Origin of the sequence: Allobosea massiliensis, from assembly GCF_042655245.1 — a bacterium.
Taxonomy (GTDB): domain Bacteria; phylum Pseudomonadota; class Alphaproteobacteria; order Rhizobiales; family Beijerinckiaceae; genus Allobosea; species Allobosea massiliensis.
This window is the reverse complement of record NZ_JBHSLU010000050.1, coordinates 39809-57521: the sequence shown is the minus strand read 5'-3', so window position 1 is coordinate 57521 and position 17713 is coordinate 39809. Positions and strand designations below refer to the sequence as shown.

Below are 17713 nucleotides of genomic sequence, written 5' to 3'. Positions count from 1 at the left end.
CCGCCCTGGCCGGATAATTCTCGGAATCCCGACCGGTTAATTCTCGGAACAGTGGCCGGTTAATTATTGGATTACCCGGCCGGTCGCGTCGGAATCTGCATCCGGCAAAAATGATCGAAACTCCCAGCCGCATTGAGCCTGTCTTTGACGTTGCCCCTCGGGCTTGATCCGGTTTGAAGTTCGTTCTGGCCCAATGAGAGGACCAGAACATGAAGCGCAGCCGTTTCTCAGAAGAGCAGATTATCGCGATCCTGAAGGAACAGGAATCGGGAGTCTCGGTCGCCGATCTGTGCCGCAAGCACGGTGTGAGCGACGCCAGCATCTACAAATGGAAGGCGAAGTTCGGCGGGATGGACGTGTCGGAGGCCAGACGCCTTCGAACGCTGGAAGACGAAAACGCGAAGCTGAAGCGGATGCTGGCCGATGCGATGCTCGACAATGTCGCGCTGAAGGATCTGCTGGGAAAGAAATGGTGACGCCCGCTGCCGAGCGGAAAGCTGTCGCGCATCTCGTGGAGCATCACGCGATGAGCGAACGGCGGGCGTGTAAAGCCATCGGCTGCTGCCGCATGACCGTGCGATATCGATCCGCGCGCCCTGACGATTGCGCTCTGCGGGAGCGGATGATCGCGATCGCCCGCGAGCGCCGACGCTTCGGGTACCGGCGTCTGCATGTCCTGCTCAGACGCGAAGGCCATGTCGTGAATCACAAGCGGCTCTTTCGGCTCTATCGCGAGGAGAAGCTGGCGGTGCGCCGGCGTGGAGGGCGTAAAAGGGCCATCGGCACCAGAGCGCCGATGCTGGTTCCGCTCAGGCCCAACGAACGCTGGTCTCTCGACTTCGTCTCCGATCAGTTCACCGATGGCCGCCGCTTCCGGATACTGGCCATCGTGGATGACTGCACGCGAGAGAACCTGGCGCTGGTCGCCGACACCTCGCTGTCTGGCCTTCGGGTCGCTCGCGAACTCGACCGTGTGATCGCCGGACGCGGCAGGCCGAAGATGATCGTCAGCGACAATGGCAGCGAGTTCACCAGCAATGCGATCCTGGCATGGGCAGATCAGGCCCGCGTCGAATGGCACTATATCGCGCCCGGAAAGCCGATGCAGAACGGCTTCATCGAGAGTTTCAATGGCCGCCTGCGAGACGAACTGTTGAACGAGACGCTGTTCTCGTCCCTGGCACAGGCCCGGACCGCCTTGGCCAACTGGCGCTCAGACTACAACACCGAACGCCCTCACTCCCAGCTCGGGTGGCAGACGCCGTCTGTCTTCGCCTCGACCTTCTCCCCGCGACGGCTCCTGGCGCTGCGCTATGCGACAAGCACGGCGCCAGAGACCGTCGCTTCACCAGCCCAAACGGGCTCCGTAACCGCCGGAAACGAACTCAGCGCTGGATAGAAACTGGGGGCAACGTCAGCCTGGATGCGAAGTAATCGAAGTCGGCTGCGGCTTTCTCAAGCTCCGACCTTGCATTGAGGCTCTTGAATTCCGCGAACGCCCGGGCCGGGCAGTTGACCTGCTTCTCGGGGTTGAACTCATGAACGTCCTGCTCGGCGGCATCCTCTGGATCCAAAGCGACCGATCGCATTCCGCATAGCGGGCCACGGCAATCGCTCGATCTGGGGAAGCGAGGCAGGGCGAGATGTTGATCTTTCCCGGAAGAGGAGAGGCGGGAACTGGCCAGCGCCTCATAGGCACCTATCGAGGTCCGCCTGACATTCCCCCGCCGGAGCCATCACCATCATCCGGTTCATCGTGGATATTGAGGTGATCTTCCAACCCCGCCACGAGCACATCCGGGCTTGGGAGTGCTCTCGCAATTTCCGGCGGCAGCACCGTGTACTCCGATACGGCCATCGGCTTGTTCACGCCCCGCAGTGCATATTCCACGACGAGGCCGTTCTTCCCCCGGCAAAGGATCAGCCCGATGCTGGGGCTATCGCCTTCGGTCCGCAGCTTGTCGTCGACCCCCGCCAGGTAAAAGTTCATCTTCCCGGCGAACTCCGGTTCGAACTCGCCCATCTTCAGGTCGATGACAACGTGGCTGTGAAGCTTGGTGTGGTAGAAAAGGAGATCGAGGTAGTAGTCCTGGCCTCCAATATCGAGATGATACTGGCTTCCCATGAAGGAGAAGCCCTTCCCGAGTTCGAGCAGAAGATCCTTGATGCGATCGATCAGTGTCTTCTCGAGATGTCGTTCGTGCGCATCGCCTGCAATCTCGACGAAGTCGAGAACGTAGGGATCCTTGAACAGATTGATCGGCATCGGCCGGGAGACGTCATGGTCGATGTGAAGTTCGTGATCGCGCGACCTTGGCGATCATAGAGCTTCGTTTCAATTTGGTGCTTAAGGATATTGCGGCTCCAGCCGTGCTCGACCGCCGCTCGTGCGTACCAGAGCCGCTGCGCTTCGTCGGGGACGCTGTCGAGAAGCAGAACGTTCTGGCCCCAAGGCAATTGTGCAACAACCTGTTGCACAATTGCGGAATCTCCCCATTCCTGGGCGAATTTCCTCATATATTTCAGATTTCTAGGGGAGAACCCTTTGACGTCCGGGAACTCCGAATGAAGATCGGCGGCGAGTTGATCGATGACGCGGGCACCCCAGCCATGGGTGGCCTGGCGCTCGAGAATCTCTCGCCCAATCCGCCAGTAAAGCAGGATCAGTTCGCTGTTGACGGCGAGGGCAGCACGATGCCGGGCCTGCTGGATCTCGCCCTTCAGGTTGCGTAGCCATTCGAGGTATTCGGGCGGGGTCGTCTGGAGAGGCATGCTTCGCTTTCGCGCTATTTTCCGCGCCATCATGCCATCCGGTTCGGCATCAGACCACGGGTCTGACCGCTGCTGGAACCGCGCTGGCAGTCTCGTGGTCGGAAAACCGCTCCATTGGCCAACCCGAAATCAGGCACTGCCTCGGCAAAGCGCCGATGCGACCCGGATCAGACGCGGTTCACGCCGCGGTAGCGCGCGAAGCTTGTCCGGCCCGACGATCCGAACAGGACGACCTCGTAGCTGTCCGGCGCCTTGCCGACGACCTCCATGCCGGGAGAACCCATCGGCATTCCCCGAACGGCGAGGCCGCGAGCCTGCGGCTTCTCGGCCAGGAGGCGCTTGACGGCGTCAGCCGGCACATGACCCTCGACGACGTAACCGGACACCTCCGCCGTGTGACAGGAGGCAAGGTCGCCCGGCACGCCGAGGCGGAGCTTCACTTGGTCGACGTCGGAGGATGTGACGACCTCGACGGGGAAGCCGGCGACCTTCATGTGCTCCACCCAGCCACCGCAGCAGCCGCAGTTCGGATCCTTGGTCACGATCACCTTCGGCAGGTTGGCCTGCGCAAAGGCTCGTCCGGCCATCATCGCGGCCCCAGAGGTTCCGAGAACGGCGAGGAAGCTGCGGCGGTTGAGCATGAGCATCTCCTTCAGGCTGCGACCGGGGTATAGCCGGCCTTGGCGACGAGAGCCTTGATGGATGCCAGGTCGCTGCTCCCGCGGACGGACACCAACTTGGAAGCCGGATCGGCTTCGACCTGCGTGCCGGGCAGGCCCGTCTCGATCGCGTTCTTGATCGTGCCAGCGCAGTGACCGCAGGTCATGTCCTCGACCCGCAAGGTCAGGGCATTCGGATCACGTTCGGCCGCCTGATCCGGCCGGGAGGAGTGGTTGTTGCATCCGCACATGGAATGATCTCCGTTTCTCATCGACGTTGAGAGCAGCCTGCACCTTCCCATTATGGCAAGGTCAAGCGGCGTTTCATCACGACGCGCCGATGTCGCGACGGCACGTACCTTTCGAGGATGCCCTTGCGAGGCGCCAACCCCGTGTCCGCCCGCTTTCATCGGTTCGGAGCAGGACCTCGTTGCGAGCCAGGCTCCATCCGGGGTGGCGTATCAATGCTTGTTCGCGGTGTCGTCGTCAGAGCCGTCGGATCCGGGCATCATGGCGCCGCCGGGTCCCATCATTCCCCGACCCATCATGCCTTGCCCCATCATGCCTCGGCTGCCCATCCGGACGAGTGCCGGCAGCCGCCGCTTTTGGGCCTCGTCGAGGGTCGCGTGGAGCGGCGCGGCAGCGTCCGCGAGCTTGCGCATGGCGTCGGATCCCTGGCTCATATGGTCGGCCATGGTGCGCAGCATGTTCACCGGATCGTTTGCCGTCATCCCTCCTGTCTGGCGCATGGCCTGCATATGGCTGAGGTGGAGGGTCGCCAGGTTCCGGAGCGCGGTTTCGACAGGGGGCCATAGCTTTTCCTGGTCGGCGGTCAGCCTCAGCCCGGCATGGATGGACGCGATATGGGCTTCGGCGAAGGCACTCATATCCTCCGCCGAGAATTGGCCCATCATCCCTTGGCTGCCGCCGAGCATGCCTTGACCCTGCATCATCTGGCCCATGGGCATCGGCATTCCGGATTGGCCGGGCATCGCCTGAGGTTTTCCCGGCGCCGTGGATTGGGCCTGCGCCTTGGGGGCTTTACCTGGATGGTGCGGGTCACTGGAAGTCGGCGCCTGGGCCAGCGCGGGCCCGGCAAGGGTAACCAGGACGGTCGCGAGAACGGACATCTTCATGGCGGTGTCTCCTTTGAGCGGTCAAAAAGGGCAAGAACGGCGTCGGCGCAGCTTTCGCGGAATGGCCGCAGGCAGCGCCGATCAGGTTTTCGTCGGGCGCAGCCATTGGTCCCGGGGCCGCAAGGGCCCCAATGTTCCCGGCCGGGCCGCAGACGGCCCGGCCTTGGGCGGTCACTCCCGCTTGTCGTGGTGGCCGTGGCCGCCGTGCATGAACAGATGCATCAGGGGGCAGGCCAGCAGCAGGAGGTAGGGCAGTGCGGTCACGATGTGGCCGCCGTGGTTCGCGAGGAGGTAGATGCCGAGAGCGGCCAACGCGAGCGAGCAGACCCAACCCAGGGGCGTGTTGATCAGCAGGGTCCGCCAGGTTCGTGGCGACTCGGGGGCAGGAGTCGGTGTGGTGGGCATGTCGATCTCTCCCGGTGCGGAGCGTGCCGATCTTGGACCTTGCTTGCGAATGGCGCCTTGAGCGAAATCAAGCGAGGTACCGGAAAGGCTCGTTCCGCCCACCCGGTCTGCTCCCGCTTCCTGACACCTAGCGGGCGGCGATGCCGTTCGGCCCCTTGCCCACCGGATAGGCCTTCCCGGCCGAGAGGCTGCCGAGATCGATCGCGGAGATGGTGTTGGCGTAGGTGTTCGTGACGTAGGCCGTGCGACCGTCGCGAGCGATGACGATGCCGTGCGCTCCCTTGCCGACCGTCACGTTCCGGATCAGCTTGCCGTCCTCGAGCGCGACGACCGACACCCGGTTGTCCGGCTTCGCCGCCGAGCCCTGGTTCGCGACCAGGGCGGCCTTGCCGTCCGGCGTAACGTAGACCTGCACGGGTCCGTTTCCGACGGAGGCCTTCCGCAGCACCTTGCGAGCGTCGACGTCGATGATGGCGACCTTGTCCTCGCCGTTGAGCGAGACCACGAGGATGCGGCCGCTCCGGTCGAACGCGACCTGGACCGGCCGCTTTCCGACGGAGATATGCATGGCCTTCTCCGGATTGCGCGTATCCACCAACGAGACCGTGTCGCTCTTCATGTTGGCGACCGCGAGCAGGTTGCCGTCCGGCGATAGGCGCAGTCCATGCGGGTAGTTCTGCACGGGGATGCGACCGGTTACCCTACGCCCCGGGATATCGACCACCACCACCGAGTTGGTTTCGGCGTCGGTCAGGTAGGCGAAATGCCCTTGTGCGTCGGGGACGACATGCGCCGGATGCCCTCCCACGGTCACGACCTGCGGCGCGCCGGGCGCGTCGCCAGCGACGTCCATGAGAATGAGCTGCCCGCCCGCGGAGCCGTGAGCCGCATGGCTGCCGGACTGTGCCGCAGGCATGCCGGTCGCCAGGATGAGGCGGCCATCGGCGGTGACGTCGACGTTGTGCGGCGAGATCGGAATCGCCGCCGTGGTGGTTTTCGAGGTCTGGGAGTCGATGATGGAGAGGCTCTGCCCGTTCTCGTTGGCGACGACGATCGTGTCGGCCCGGGCGCCGGCGGCACCAAGGGATGTGACGAGGGCGAGTGCAATCTGGGTTCTGCGTGCGAACATCGCATTGTCCTTCCGAAATTCGAATTGAACTGGGTCCCGGTGCCCACGCAGGCCGCGACATCACGGAAGCGGCGGGGTCGGGATTCGGTTGGGTTACGCGATGGATTTTGGCGGTTTGAATCGCACCTCCGGGATTGCCCCGGCCAGCATCAGGTCATTCCCGGGCTGGAGGCAGATGGGTTCGGGCCATCCCGGGAAAGGGGCACCGGCACGGATCATCGCCGGGGGCACGACGAGGCAGCTCGAGGAAGCGCCGAGACAGTCCTGGTCACAGGAAGGGCCGCCCGCCGTTCCCTCGGCGCTGTCTTGATCCGCGTTTCGGCCGTGATGGATGGAGGCCGCCGCCGGGTCGACGTGCCCATGCTCCATGACCAAGGACAGGTGCGTGGCAGGACCGGGCGCCGAAAAGGCAGGCGTCGCCATGCGACCGACCACGAGAACCATCGCGGCGACCGCGAGGAGCATGGCCATCAGCGGAGACAGAGCTTTTTTGCGACGCCTCTTCATTGCAGGAAGTCTACCCGGTTGGCGGACCGAAACCTTGCGCTGCATCAAACAGCCGGACGGACCGGGCGGCTCCCGATGGAACTGCCCGGCCCGGCAACTACAGTCGTACCGTGCGCAGGCGGATCGCGTTGCCGATCACGCTGACCGACGACAGGGCCATCGCGGCCGCCGCGATGATCGGCGACAGCAGGATGCCGAAGAACGGGAAGAGCACTCCCGCCGCCACCGGCACGCCGAGCGCGTTGTAGATGAAGGCGAAGAACAGGTTCTGACGGATGTTGCGCATCACGGCCTGCGACAGCCGTCGCGCCCGCACGATTCCGGTCAGGTCACCTTTCAGCAGGGTCACGCCCGCACTTTCCATCGCCACGTCGGTGCCCGTGCCCATGGCGATGCCGACATCCGCCGCCGCCAGCGCCGGCGCGTCGTTGACGCCGTCGCCCGCCATGGCGACCACCCTGCCGTCCGCCTTGTAACGCTGGACCACGGCACTCTTCTGGTCGGGCAGGACCTCGGCCTCGACCTCGTCGATTCCGAGCCGCCTGGCGACCGCCTTCGCGGTCGTCCAGTTGTCGCCGGTGAGCATCACGACCCGGATGCCTTCCGCCCTGAGCCCGGCGAGCGCCTCCGGCGTCGAAGTCTTGACCGGATCCGCAATGGCGATGGCACCCGCCGCCTTCCCGCCGATTCCGGCGAAGATCACCGTGGCGCCGTCCTCGCGCAACTTGTCCGCCTGGTCCGCCAGGCGAGCGGGATCGATGCCATGCTCGGTCAGGAAGGCCGCGTTGCCGAGCACGACGCGCCGTCCCTCGACGGTACCCAGCGCTCCCTTGCCGGTGGGCGAATCGAAATCGGCGACCGGCGCAGTGGCGATGCCTTGCTTGTCGGCGGCCGCGACGATGGCCAGCGCCAACGGATGTTCGCTCGCTCGCTCCACGCTGGCTGCCAGGCGCAGGATTTCGGCTTCGTCAAAGCCCGGAGCCGGAACCACGGCAGTCACGGATGGCTTGCCCTCCGTGAGGGTTCCGGTCTTGTCGACCACGAGGGTGTCGACCTTCTCCATGTGTTCCAAGGCCTCGGCATTCTTGATCAGAACGCCCGCCTGGGCGCCGCGGCCGACCCCCACCATGATCGACATCGGCGTGGCGAGACCAAGCGCGCATGGACAGGCGATGATGAGCACCGCCACGGCCGCAACGAGGCCGTAGGAAAACCGCGGCTCGGGACCCCAGAACGCCCATGCGATGAAGGCGAGTGCCGCAATGCCGATGACCGCGGGCACGAAGTAGCCCGAGACGTGATCGGCCAATCGCTGGATCGGGGCGCGGCTGCGCTGGGCCTCCGCCACCAGTTGGACGATCCGCGACAGCATCGTGTCGTGCCCAACCTTCTGCGCCTCGATCACGAGGCCGCCGGACTGGTTCATCGTGCCCCCGATGGCCGCGGCGCCGACTTCCTTGGTGACTGGCATCGACTCGCCAGTGACCATCGACTCGTCGACCGCGCTGCGCCCCTCGACGACGACACCATCGACGGGAACCTTCTCGCCCGGCCTCACCCGCAGGCGGTCGCCGACCTGCACGGTGTCGAGCTGGACCTCCTGCTCGGTGCCGTCGGGCATGATCCTGCGGGCCGTCTTGGGCGCGAGGTCGAGCAGGGCGCGAATGGCCCCGCTGGTGCTCTCCCGGGCCCGCAGTTCGAGCACCTGCCCGAGCAGGACGAGAACCGTGATGACGGAAGCCGCTTCGAAGTACACGGCCACCGAACCGTCATGGCCTCGGAACGCGGCCGGGAAGATCCCGGGCGCCAGCGTCGCCACCATGCTGTAGATCCAGGCCACGCCCGTGCCCATGGCGATGAGCGTGAACATGTTGAGGTTGCGCGAAACCAGCGACTGCCAGCCACGCTCGAAGAACGGCCAGCCTGCCCACAGCACGACAGGAGTCGCGAGCAGCATCTGGATCCAGTTCGAGGTCTGCTGGCCGACATAGTGGCCCAGACCCGTCAGGTGCCCGCCCATTTCCAACACGACCACGGGCAGGGAAAGCGCGAGTCCGATCCAGAACCGGCGCGTCATGTCGATCAGTTCGTGGCTGGGACCGGTCTCCGCCGTCGCGAGCACGGGTTCGAGCGCCATGCCGCAGATCGGGCAGGAACCCGGTCCCACCTGTCTGATCTGGGGATGCATCGGGCAGGTGTAGATCGTGCCTTCCGGCACGGGTTCAGCCTTCCGGGCCGCCGCCGGCTCGACGTATTTGGCGGGCTCAGCCATGAATTTCGACTGGCAGCCGGAGGAGCAGAAGTAATAGGGCTTGCCCTCGTACTGCGCCCGGTGCGTGGTCGCGTGCGGGTCGACCGTCATCCCGCAGACCGGGTCCTTCACCTGCCCGGCTGCTCCCTCATGCTCATGATGATGTCCCCCATGGAGGCCATGGTCATGATGATGGCCATGGTCCTTGCTGGTTGGGGTGTCGGTCATGACGGTTCTCCGGGCAGGCATCGATAAGCTGCGGCAAGGTTGGGGCTTCCCATGATGGGAAGGTCAAGCGCGTGCCTCCGGGGCTCCAGCCATCGACGCGATCGAGGCGGGTCTCGACCTCCGTGAACCACCTCAAGACTTGCCGCATCAAGGTGTCCCGAAGGGCCGATCCAGCGCAAGCAAACCGGTGAATGCCTGTGACCCGGATCGGCCGTTTAGGTCACTTCGCCTTTTGAAGCTTGGTGACCGTGATCTGGCCGTTGACGCGGTCTGCGTCGAACTTGATCTTGTCTCCGGCCTTCAGCCCTTTGAGCATGGCGGGATCGCCCGCGCGGAACACCATGGTCATGGCATCCATGTCGAGGTTCTTGATGGCGCCGTGGTTGATGGTGAGCTTGCCCTGGGCCTCGTCGACCTTGGTGACGGTGCCATTGACCGACTGGGCGGCAGCCGGCAGCGCGACCATCAGGAATGCGAGGGTGGCGGTGGTCTTCAGCATGGGATGATCCTTTCCTCTGACGCTTACTTGACGATGATCTTGCCGGTCATGCCCGCTTCGCGATGGCCGGGGATCAGGCAGGAGAAGTCGAACTCGCCCGCCTTGGTGAAGGCCCAGACGATCTCGCCCGTCTTCTTCGGCGCGAGCCGCTTGGCGTTCGGATCGTCGTGTTCCATGTCGGGATTCTTCTGCATCTCGATGGCATGCTTGAGGTTCTCCTCCAGCGTGGCCAGCACCAGCTCGTGGTCGAGTTCGCCGTTGGGGCGTCCTACAGCCGACCTCTTATCGCCTCCATCTGCTGGATCTCCTCGCGTTGTGCCTTCGTGATCGCCTCGCACAACCTCCTCAGATCCGGATTGGCGAGCTTCGCCTCACGACACATGAGGATCGCGCCGGAGTGATGCGGGATCATCGAGTCGACGAACTGGCGATCGTCGATCAGGGTCTGGCTTCGCGTTCCGTAAAACGATGCGACGGTGAGAAACGCAAGGGCGACGTAGTGAATGGTGTTGGCACTCTTGTTCGGGAACATGCCCGGCATCGTCGCCAGCATGAGGATGCCCATCGGCGCCCACATCGTGACCGCCATGTAGAACATGTTCAGATTGTTCCGGAAGTCGCGCCAGCCGTCGATCATCGAGAACATCACGACGTACATGACGATCAGGCCGAGGATCATGTTCAGCCAGAACATCAGATAAGATCTGCCATGCGAGCCGTGACCGCCTTGGGAAGGGCTGCCGTGGGCCCGGTGGTGGTTTTGCATATCCGTCTCCACTGGGCGTGAAAGCGGACGCCACACCCGTCGCGATGAGAACGAAGGTGGCCAGCGCCCGCAGGAAGCAGGGGCTACTGGCCCTTGGCTTTCAGCCATTGCTCGATCGTTTCGACCTCGCGCTGTTGACTGCTGACGATCTCACCCGCCAGCTTTTTGACCGATGGATCCTTGCCGTTCGCGAGTACGACCTTGGCCATCTCGATCGCGCCCTGGTGGTGAGCCTTCATCTGCGTCATGAAATCGACGTCGGCATCGCCCGTGAAGGTCGTCGGCATGGACTGCATCATGTGCATCATCGCCGCCTTGTATTCCTTGGTCGACGCGGAGTCCGAGGCATCCGGCATGATCATCTTCATGGGCATGTCGTGGCCCGTATCGGGCTTGGGAGCTGGCTGGGCGAATGCCACGGTCACGATCGATGCCGCAAGGCAGGCAATCACTGTGAGGTTTCTCATGTGAGTTCTCCCTAGGATAAGGAGGCGAGCGGCTATGCCGCCATCTTCCGGCAACTTTCGGCACACCGCCGACAGGCCCGGACGCAGTCGTCCATATCTCCGATCCGTTCGCATTCGTTGGCGCAGTCCTCGCAGATATCGGCGCACTCGGCGCAGAGATGCTTGTGATGCCGCGAGCCGATGATCATGACCTGGGCGCTGGCGCGACAAGTCTCGGCACAGGCGAGCATCAATTGGATGTGATCCGGGCTGGCATGGTCGCCACCGAGCTTGAGGCAATGGTTGGTGCTCATGCCCAGGCAGGCCTGGTAGCAGCGCAAACATTCGTCAATGCATGCCTGCATCTCGGGGGACGTTTGGTGCACGATCGTTCTCCCTGAAGCTGTTGCGGTTCCATTGAAGGGCTACTCGGGGAAGACGCGTGCGACTGTGAGGAGTTCCTGTCTGAAACAATCTGTAACAATGCGGCGCGGGACGCCCTCGACGGTTATTGACGAGCCGCAACGACGACGGTCGAAGGCCCTGCGATGACGAACTGTTGAAAGTTCCCTCCTTACTCTGTTTTGGGCGCTGTGCCATTTTCGGTGTCATGAAGCTTCGGCTCGTTGCGCATTGTCTGATTCTGGCCCTGTTCGTCGCGGCCACCACGTTGGCTGCCTTCGTCAGCCCGGCGAGGGCCGGATTCGAGCGGGCCGATACCGTTGAAATGGCGATGCTGATGGACGGTGCCATGCCGTGCTGTCCGACGGATCACGACAAGGCCAAGGACTGCACGACCAACTGTCCGGCGCTGAGCTTCTGCCTGACCAAGTGCTTCGCCAGCGAGCCGACGTCGTTCGTCACGCTCGCCAGGGCGTTCGTCGCCGAGCTCGGCCTGACCGGAGACGAGGCCACGCGTCAGTCTCGTCCGTTCGAGCCACCCGCGCGACCTCCACGAAGCTGAGGCATCGCCGGCGCGAACCGCGCTGGCTTCGTCCGCACGGGACTTCCGGGCGGACGGTGAGCCGTGGCCAACGCCACGTCCGAGGCTGTGCGCCTGTGCGGCAGCCTGATGCACTCAGGACTACGAACATGACCCTCATCAACACGTTGCGCGTGCTTGCCGCAGCGCTTCCGCTCGCCGCCGTTTCGCTCCCGGCGCTCGCGGACATCAAGGATTACGAGTTCCGGCTCGTGCAGAACGAGATCAAGCAGGGCAACGGCGTCGTCGTCGCCGTGACGCTCATCGACAAGCGTTCGGGCAAGCCCGTCCCGGACGCGGTGATCTTCGCCCAGCGCATCGACATGGCACCCGACGGGATGGAGATGATGGCCTCGCCGATCGAGACGATGCCGTCGACCGAGTCGGGCACCTACCGCTTCAAGACGAACCTGACGATGGCCGGCGGTTGGCGGCTCTCGCTCGGCGCCAAGGTCCAGGGCGAAACCGGCACGCTCGAAAACAAGCTGATCCTCAAGGCCCTGCCATGAAACCCAACGCCCTCACGGGCCTCGCTCTCGCCGCCATGCTGGCGGCGGGAGGTGCGGGCTATTGGGCCGGACATCGCGGCCTTGCGGTCGGCTGGCGTGATTGGCTCGGCATCGAAGGTTCGCTCGCGGCAAACGAGCCTGCCGGAACCGGACCGATCATCTACTATCAGGATCCGGACCGGAAGCCGGTCTATTCGGCGCAGCCGCGCCAGACCGATGACGGCAGGCCCTTCACGGCCGTCCGCGCCAGCCAGGACGTCAGCTTCGAGGTGAAGCCTCCGAGCGAGGAGCGGATGGCGCAGGCCGACCCGAAGCGCGTTCTCTACTACCGCAATCCCATGGGGCTCCCGGATACGTCGCCGGTTCCGAAGAAGGACTCGATGGGGATGGACTATCTCCCCGTCTACGAAGGCGAGGGAAACGAGGACGGCGTCATCAAGCTCTCGCCCGGGCGCATCCAGCGCAGCGGCGTGCGCTCCGAACCCGTCCGGCGTCAGAACATCGTCCAGACGATTCACGTGCCCGGCGTGGTGCAACTCGACGAGCGACGGGTTTCGGTCGTGACGATCCGGGCGGATGCCTTCGTCCAGGAGGTCGCTCCGATCACGACCGGTGACCGCGTCACGAAGGGGACCAAACTGGCGCGGATCTATTCGCCGGAGATCAGCACCGCCGGCGCGCAGTTCATCACCGAGCTCAATGCCGCCGCGCGCGGCGTGCCCGAAGGCGGCGCAAGGCAGCGTCTCGAAAACCTCGGCGTCCCGCCGGAGGTCATCGCCGAGATCGAGCGCAGCCGAAAGGTGCCGCTGACGATCAACTGGTCGGCGCCGCGCGACGGCATCGTGCTGGAACGTTCGGTCAGTGACGGCATGAAGATGACGGCCGGCGGCAGTCTGTTCCGGCTCGCCGACATCTCGACGATCTGGGTTCTGGCCGATGTTCCGGAACGCCAACTGGCGGCCGTCGGCATCGGCGCGCCAGCCACGGTGCGATTGCGCGGCCGTCCGGGGAGTTCCTTCGAGGGACGCGTCAGCGTGATCTACCCGGAGATTGCCGAGGCGACGCGCACGGCAAAGGTCCGCATCGAGATCGGCAACCGCGACGGCATGCTGCTGCCGAACATGTATGCCGACGTCGATATCGGCTCCGATGACCCAGCTCCGCAGCTCGCGGTTCCCGACAGCGCCGTGATCGACAGCGGCTCGCGCCGGGTCGTCATTCTTGATCTGGGCGAGGGTCGGTTCGAGCCGCGCGAGGTCAAGCTCGGCCGCCGCGGCGATGGCAGGGTCGCGATCACCGAGGGGGTCGCCGAGGGCGATCGCGTCGTCGTCTCGGCCAACTTCCTGATCGATGCCGAGAGCAACCTTAAGGCCGCCCTGGGCGGCTTCGCCCAGCCGGAGGCCAAGCCATGATCGCCCGCCTGATCGCCTGGTCGGCGCGCAACCTGATCCTCGTCTTCGTTGCCGCCGCCTTCGCTGTGGCGGCGGGTGTTTATGCGTTGAAGACCCTGCCGCTCGACGCGATCCCCGACCTCTCCGATGTCCAGGTCATCGTCTACACCGAGTACCCCGGCCAGGCACCTCAGGTGATCGAGGACCAGGTCACCTATCCGCTGACCACCTCGATGCTGACCGTGCCGAAGGCGCGCGTCGTGCGCGGCTTCTCCTTCTTCGGCGTCTCCTTCGTCTACGTCATCTTCGAGGACGGCACCGATCCCTATTGGGCGCGCTCGCGCGTGCTCGAATATCTCAATGCCGCCGCGCGGCGTCTCCCGACGGGCGTCTCGCCCACGCTCGGGCCCGATGCGACCGGCGTGGGCTGGGTCTACCAGTACGCGGTCCTCGCCAAGAACATGACCCTGGCGGAACTACGCTCGCTCCAGGACTGGGTCGTGCGCTTCGCGGCTTCTCGTGCCGAGGGGGTGGCCGAGGTCGCCAGCGTCGGCGGCTTCGTCAAGCAATACGCGATCATCGTCGATCCCGTGCGGCTGCGCGCCCAGGGCGTCTCGCTCGCGACGCTGCGCGAGGCGGTCCGCAGCAGCAATATGGACGTCGGCGGACGCACGGTCGAGCTTAGCGAGTTCGAGTTCATGGTTCGCGGCCGCGGCTACCTGAAGTCGATCGCCGATATCGAGAACATCGTCCTGAAGAGCGATCGGGGCGTGCCGCTGCGCCTCTCCGACGTCGCCCGTGTCGAACTCGGTCCGGATGAGCGGCGCGGCATCACCGAACTCAACGGCGAGGGGGAGGTCGCCAGCGGTATCATCCTGCAACGCTTCGGCGCCAACGCGCTCTCCGTGATCGAACACGCCAAGGCACGTCTTGCCGAGGTCGCGGCGAGCCTGCCGGGCGGGGCTGAGATCGTGCCGGTCTACGACCGCTCCGGGTTGATCGAGCGGGCGATCGAGACGCTGAAGGGCACGCTGATCGAGGAGAGCATCATCGTCGCGTTGGTCCTGGGCGGCATCGCCATCGCGGTCGGCGCCATGATCGACGCCGCCATCGTCATGATCGAGAACGCGCACAAGCATCTCGAACGCAGCACCCCGGGCAAGCCGCGCATCGAGATCATCATCGAGGCGGCAAGCGAGGTCGGGCCGGCGCTGTTCTTCAGCCTGCTCGTGATCACCGTCTCCTTCCTGCCGATCTTCACCCTGGAGGCCGAGGAAGGTCGCCTGTTCGGGCCGCTCGCCTTCACCAAGACCTTCGCCATGGCGGCCGCGGCGCTCCTGTCGGTGACGCTGGTCCCGGCGCTGATGGTCGTCTTCGTCAGGGGCAGGATCATCCCGGAGAGCCGGAACCCGATCAATCGCGGCCTGATCGCGCTCTACCGTCCGATGATCCGCGGCGTTCTCGGGGCCAAGACCCTGACGATCCTGCTGGCCATGGCGGTGCTGGCGCTCAGCCTCTGGCCCGCGCGGCAACTCGGCTCGGAATTCATGCCGACGCTGAACGAGGGCACGCTGATGTACATGCCCACGACCCTGCCGGGCATCTCCGTCACCAAGGCGGCCGAGCTGCTCCAGACGCAGAACCAGATCATCCGCTCCTTCCCGGAGGTCGCCTCGGTCTACGGCAAGGCCGGCCGCGCCCAGACCGCGACCGATCCGGCCCCGACCGAGATGTTCGAGACCATCATCAACCTGAAGCCTCAGGAGCAGTGGCGCGCCGGCGTCACATCCGACACGCTCAGGGCCGAGATGGACAAGGCGCTGCAGTTCCCGGGCATCTCCAACGCCTGGACGCAGCCGATCCGCGCCCGCATCGACATGCTGGCGACCGGCATCCGCACCCCGATCGGCGTCAAGGTTTTTGGCGACGACCTGACCAAAATGGAAGGCGTCTCGCGCCAGATCGAGACCGTGCTCAAGAACGTGCCCGGCACCACCAGCGCCTATGCCGAGCGCGTCATCGGCGGCTACTTCCTCGACATCGTGCCGGACCGGATCGCGCTCGGACGCTACGGGCTCTCGGTCGGCGACGTGCAGGGCGCGGTCACGATGGCGCTGGGTGGCGAGACCGTCACCACGACGGTCGAGGGCCGCGAGCGCTACGGCGTCACCATCCGCTATCCGCGCGACCTGCGCTCGGATCCGCAGGCGATCGCGCGCGAGGTCCAGGTGACGATGCCGTCGGGCGGTTCGGTGCCGCTGGGCGAGGTCGCGACGATCGAGCGCAAGCGCGGCGCGACCACGATCCGCACCGAGAACGGCCAGCTCGCGATCTACATCTTCGTCGACATCGCCGGGCGCGATCTCGGCGGCTATGTCCGCGAGGCGCAAGGTGCGATCGCGCAGGCCGTCCAGCTTCCGGCCGGCTACCGCGTCGCCTGGAGCGGCCAGTTCGAATATCTCGAGCGGGCCGAGGCGCGGCTGAAGATCGTCGTTCCGGTGACGCTCGCGATCATCTTCCTGCTGCTCTACCTCAACTTCCGCCGGCTGACCGAGACGCTCATCGTCATGCTGTCGCTGCCCTTCGCGCTGGTCGGCGGAATCTGGCTGCTCTGGTGGCAGGGCTTCAACATGTCGGTGGCGGTCGCGGTCGGCTTCATCGCGCTCGCGGGCGTCGCGGCCGAGACCGGCGTGATCATGCTGATCTATCTCGACCAGGCCCTGAAGGAGGTGCGGGCGCGCTGCGCGGCGGAAGGACGAGCCTTCACCCGCGCCGATCTTCGCGACGCGATCATGCTCGGCGCGGTCGAGCGGCTTCGGCCAAAAATCATGACCGTGATCGCGATCATGGCGGGCCTGCTGCCGATCCTCTGGAACACCGGCACGGGCTCGGAGGTGATGCAGCGCATTGCCACCCCGATGATCGGCGGCATGGTCTCCTCGACCGTGCTGACGCTGTTGGTGATCCCGGCGATCTACGGGCTGGTCAAGGGCTGGGGGCTGCCGGCGGCGGCTGGGCTGTCCGGCCGTCATCCGACGGATGGCGGCGCCAATTCAGGCACGGTCGCCAGTTCGCCGATCGTGTCTGAGCCCGTCCAGTGAGCGATCAAGCGTCTTCAAGGCGGCGTCAGGCGACGACGCTTCGGGTCCGAGCATATCGAGCACGGGACATGGCGCGAGCGGCTCACTGGTGCAGCGCGCGACGGATGCGGCGAGGATACTCTCCAGCCTCGTCAGGTCTGCGAGCTTGCGACGCACCTCGGTGAGGTGCGTCGACGCGATGTCCTTGACCTCCGCGCAGGAGCCATGGCGGGGGTCGTTCAGGATCAGGAGGGCGCGAATCTCGTCGATGCTGAACCCCAGCTCGCGGCCTCGGCGAATGAAGGCCAGCCGCCTGACATGGGCGTCGTCGTAGACGCGATGGCCGCCCGACGTGCGCGGCGGCGCGGGCATCAGCCCGATAGTCTCATAGTAGCGGACCGTCTCGAGATTGACGCCTGCGGCTTGTGCAAGCTGTCCCGCGGCGATGCCTCGCGCCTTTGTGAGCATATGTGGCTTGATCCCGTAGTGGCTACGGGAGGCAGAGTGCCATGGATCGAAACGGAGCACCATTCATGTTCAGCGCGGAACTCGGAAAGTCGAGCACGACGGAGCCTCTCCCGGCGCCATCCACGCGCCTCCTGGCCGGGACGGGCGCGGTCGTTGGGATCGGCGCGCTGGTCGCATCCTCATGCTGCGTGCTGCCGATCGCGCTCGCGGGACTTGGAGCGACGGGGGCGGTCTTCAGCGGCCTTGCCTTCCTGGCCGATATCCGGCCGCTGCTTATTGCCGGCGCTGCGGGTATGCTGGCTCTCGGCTGGGCTTTTTTCTTCTGGCGAAGGCGCAGGCCGAGCTGTGATGGCGACACATGCGCCAAGCCAGGAACATCCCGCCGCACGATCGGACTGCTCGGCTTCGGCTCTCTGGTCGTCGGGCTGGCGCTCGTCTGGTCGCCCTATATCGAGCCGGCCCTGCTCAAGCTGACGCGGTGATCC

At 65.1% G+C, this 17713-nt stretch carries 20 protein-coding genes and 1 pseudogene; 6 read left to right on the top strand and 15 right to left on the bottom strand.

The annotated features are described in order from the left end of the window. The first annotated feature begins 209 nt into the window (after nt 1–209). Nucleotides 210–1399 (top strand): IS3 family transposase gene (locus ACFPN9_RS16240; protein WP_377817252.1). Its coding sequence is split into 2 segments (ribosomal slippage): nt 210–459 and nt 459–1399, totalling 1191 coding nucleotides; the frame shifts between segments, so codons are not numbered across the junction. Here ACFPN9_RS16240 and ACFPN9_RS16235 read toward each other — a convergent pair. The 14 genes and pseudogenes from ACFPN9_RS16235 to ACFPN9_RS16170 all read right to left on the bottom strand — a co-directional run bounded on the left by ACFPN9_RS16235 (nt 1386) and on the right by ACFPN9_RS16170 (nt 11184). Then, nucleotides 1386–1589, bottom strand: coding sequence for a DarT1-associated NADAR antitoxin family protein (locus ACFPN9_RS16235; RefSeq protein ID WP_377817251.1), 204 nt, complete (start codon nt 1587–1589; stop codon nt 1386–1388). The two genes, ACFPN9_RS16240 and ACFPN9_RS16235, sit on opposite strands and share 14 nt — an antisense overlap. 110 nt (nt 1590–1699) lie before the next feature. Next, nucleotides 1700–2266 carry a DUF1016 domain-containing protein gene (locus ACFPN9_RS16230; protein ID WP_197064358.1) on the bottom strand — a complete coding sequence of 189 codons (567 nt, stop codon included), beginning with the start codon at nt 2264–2266 and terminating at the stop codon, nt 1700–1702. Continuing rightward, nucleotides 2176–2772, bottom strand: a complete 597-nt coding sequence (locus tag ACFPN9_RS16225) for a DUF1016 N-terminal domain-containing protein (protein ID WP_197064359.1) — start codon at nt 2770–2772, stop codon at nt 2176–2178. The genes ACFPN9_RS16230 and ACFPN9_RS16225 overlap by 91 nt, the downstream gene beginning before the upstream one ends. A gap of 167 nt (nt 2773–2939) precedes the next feature. Further along, the gene (locus tag ACFPN9_RS16220; RefSeq protein ID WP_067255022.1) at nt 2940–3419 is read right to left on the bottom strand and encodes a DUF411 domain-containing protein; all 480 of its coding nucleotides are present in this window, start codon (nt 3417–3419) and stop codon (nt 2940–2942) included. 5 nt (nt 3420–3424) lie between these two features. Beyond that, on the bottom strand, nt 3425–3682 hold the full coding sequence (locus ACFPN9_RS16215) for a heavy-metal-associated domain-containing protein (RefSeq protein WP_047579395.1): 258 nt from the start codon (nt 3680–3682) through the stop codon (nt 3425–3427). 210 nt (nt 3683–3892) lie between these two features. Further along, nucleotides 3893–4567, bottom strand: a complete 675-nt coding sequence (locus ACFPN9_RS16210) for a Spy/CpxP family protein refolding chaperone (protein ID WP_054207538.1) — start codon at nt 4565–4567, stop codon at nt 3893–3895. A gap of 171 nt (nt 4568–4738) precedes the next feature. Further along, nucleotides 4739–4972: a DUF2933 domain-containing protein gene (locus tag ACFPN9_RS16205; protein WP_067255018.1), complete on the bottom strand. Its 234-nt coding sequence runs from the start codon at nt 4970–4972 to the stop codon at nt 4739–4741. Nucleotides 4973–5099: 127 nt separating this feature from the next. Next, entirely contained in the window at nt 5100–6101 is a 1002-nt protein-coding gene (locus ACFPN9_RS16200) for a YVTN family beta-propeller repeat protein (RefSeq protein WP_054207537.1), read from the bottom strand. A 604-nt stretch (nt 6102–6705) separates the two neighbouring features. After that, nucleotides 6706–9087, bottom strand: coding sequence for a heavy metal translocating P-type ATPase (locus ACFPN9_RS16195; protein WP_054207536.1), 2382 nt, complete (start codon nt 9085–9087; stop codon nt 6706–6708). Nucleotides 9088–9307: 220 nt separating this feature from the next. Continuing rightward, the gene (locus ACFPN9_RS16190; RefSeq protein ID WP_054207535.1) at nt 9308–9586 is read right to left on the bottom strand and encodes a copper-binding protein; all 279 of its coding nucleotides are present in this window, start codon (nt 9584–9586) and stop codon (nt 9308–9310) included. Between the two features lie 23 nt (nt 9587–9609). After that, a pseudogene (locus ACFPN9_RS16185) lies at nt 9610–9852 on the bottom strand (cupredoxin domain-containing protein); the annotation flags it as partial. A 2-nt stretch (nt 9853–9854) separates the two neighbouring features. Continuing rightward, nucleotides 9855–10352 (bottom strand): DUF305 domain-containing protein, encoded by a 498-nt coding sequence (locus ACFPN9_RS16180; RefSeq protein WP_054207534.1) that lies wholly within the window; start codon nt 10350–10352, stop codon nt 9855–9857. 83 nt (nt 10353–10435) lie between these two features. Beyond that, a complete protein-coding gene (copM, locus tag ACFPN9_RS16175) occupies nt 10436–10819 on the bottom strand; it encodes a CopM family metallochaperone (protein ID WP_067255015.1) in 384 nt (127 codons plus the stop codon). A gap of 32 nt (nt 10820–10851) precedes the next feature. Then, complete coding sequence (locus ACFPN9_RS16170) at nt 10852–11184, bottom strand: four-helix bundle copper-binding protein (protein ID WP_054207532.1); 333 nt, start codon at nt 11182–11184, stop codon at nt 10852–10854. Nucleotides 11185–11309: 125 nt separating this feature from the next. Here ACFPN9_RS16170 and ACFPN9_RS16165 point away from each other — a divergent pair, with 125 nt between their 5' ends. From ACFPN9_RS16165 to ACFPN9_RS16150, 4 genes are all read left to right on the top strand, one after another. Further along, the gene (locus ACFPN9_RS16165; RefSeq protein WP_156449939.1) at nt 11310–11762 is read left to right on the top strand and encodes a hypothetical protein; all 453 of its coding nucleotides are present in this window, start codon (nt 11310–11312) and stop codon (nt 11760–11762) included. Nucleotides 11763–11890: 128 nt separating this feature from the next. Continuing rightward, nucleotides 11891–12289, top strand: coding sequence for a FixH family protein (locus tag ACFPN9_RS16160; RefSeq protein WP_054207530.1), 399 nt, complete (start codon nt 11891–11893; stop codon nt 12287–12289). Further along, nucleotides 12286–13701 (top strand): efflux RND transporter periplasmic adaptor subunit, encoded by a 1416-nt coding sequence (locus ACFPN9_RS16155; protein WP_054207529.1) that lies wholly within the window; start codon nt 12286–12288, stop codon nt 13699–13701. The genes ACFPN9_RS16160 and ACFPN9_RS16155 overlap by 4 nt, the downstream gene beginning before the upstream one ends. Continuing rightward, nucleotides 13698–16781, top strand: a complete 3084-nt coding sequence (locus ACFPN9_RS16150; RefSeq protein ID WP_377817250.1) for an efflux RND transporter permease subunit — start codon at nt 13698–13700, stop codon at nt 16779–16781. Before ACFPN9_RS16155 ends, ACFPN9_RS16150 begins: the two co-directional genes overlap by 4 nt. Here the strand turns inward: ACFPN9_RS16150 and ACFPN9_RS16145 are convergent. After that, nucleotides 16734–17228: a MerR family transcriptional regulator gene (locus tag ACFPN9_RS16145; RefSeq protein WP_082365455.1), complete on the bottom strand. Its 495-nt coding sequence runs from the start codon at nt 17226–17228 to the stop codon at nt 16734–16736. The two genes, ACFPN9_RS16150 and ACFPN9_RS16145, sit on opposite strands and share 48 nt — an antisense overlap. Nucleotides 17229–17293: 65 nt before the next feature. On the opposite strand from ACFPN9_RS16145, the gene ACFPN9_RS16140 reads away from it, so the two are divergent. Beyond that, nucleotides 17294–17710 (top strand): mercuric transporter MerT family protein, encoded by a 417-nt coding sequence (locus ACFPN9_RS16140; protein WP_054211124.1) that lies wholly within the window; start codon nt 17294–17296, stop codon nt 17708–17710. Nucleotides 17711–17713: the final 3 nt, after the last annotated feature.